General features: G+C 46.0%; 1 pseudogene. It reads right to left on the bottom strand.

The window, feature by feature from the left end:
• Positions 1-91: 91 nt before the first annotated feature.
• Positions 92-1,128, bottom strand: a pseudogene (locus tag NC856_RS17600) (IS630 family transposase).
• Positions 1,129-1,305: the final 177 nt, after the last annotated feature.

Genomic DNA, 1,305 nt, shown 5'->3' with positions numbered 1-1,305 from the left:
GCAACGCCAGTTTCTATAAGTGGCGTTCACGCTTTGGCGGGATGGATGCTTCCATGATGACCCGCCTCAAAGAACTAAATAACTGCGCCTATTACCGCTCCACTTTTGTTAGTCCAGGTTTGTTGCCTGGGAAAGGTGATGCGGTTTTAATAAATTGTCTGACATTTTTTAGTAACTCACACATTGTTTTACAGTGATGATTCCGGGTTACCGTTTCGTGTAAGGCTAACCATAAGAGCTCTATTTTGTTCACCCATGGCGAGTAAATCGGCTGATAAATAAGAATAAATTTTGGATTCTTCTTCAGCCACTTCAATGTCTTTTTGCTTTTGTGAATGATGTAATTATCGACAATAAGGGTGATCGTTTTGGCGCTGCGATACGTGCTTCTCAGCTGGCATAACATATCGATGAACAAGCCTGCGTTTTTACGTGTTCCACTAACGTAATCCACTCTGCCCGTTCCGGCATGCAGCGCACCTGCAAGGTAATGTTTTTCATTTTTACCCGGCGTGGGGATGCGTTTCTGCTGACCTTTTTTCTGCCAGTCCGCGCCGATTTTAGGATTGAGATCGATATCAACTTCATCCTCGTAAAACACGGGATGTTCAGCGCTGTTCTTTTTCAATGCTTCATTGATAGCAGCCAACTTTTCTGCTCTGTGAGGATCCCGAATATGCAAGGTCGGGGCCGCTCTGCGCCAGACAATGCCTGCTCCTGGCAACCAACGGCGAAGTGACCCTGGATGCAACGTTGAGTTAAATAACTTATTAATTTCAATCGTTAACATCTCGGTACTCCAGCGTGAGTACAAATAGCCAAAATCTTGCGGGGAGCGCTGGACAAGCAAATTGAGCATTCGCAGCATGTCGTCGACAGGCCATTTTTTTGACGGCCCGACGGCAGACTTTTCAGGCCTTCAATACCAAATAACGTGAACCAATTAATCCAGCGTCCGACGGATGAACGGGCGGCGCATAGGGTTTTAGCAACGCAAGTCAGCGATTCCCCCCGATGCAACATCAGCATGGCGATAAGGCGTCTGGCGTGGTTTTTATCAGAAGTTTTCTGGACAATTTTTTGCATCTGGCGTCGTTCATTTCGGGGTATGAATGCTATGATCGGCATAACTCAGTCCGGTTGGTGATTTGTTTTGATTTGGCGATTGATCAGATCGCTCAAACCGGATTGAGTTCCCTTCAGTGATCTACTATTAGGCGCAGTTATTTAGAAGAGGAAAACCGTCGCCTCAAAAAAATGTATGCTGAAGAGCGTCTCAAGGCAGAAATTATTCAGGAAGCCATG

It is taken from the genome of Brenneria izbisi (assembly GCF_025840185.1).
Lineage (GTDB): Bacteria > Pseudomonadota > Gammaproteobacteria > Enterobacterales > Enterobacteriaceae > Brenneria > Brenneria izbisi.
This window is presented reverse-complemented; position numbering and strand designations above follow the sequence as displayed.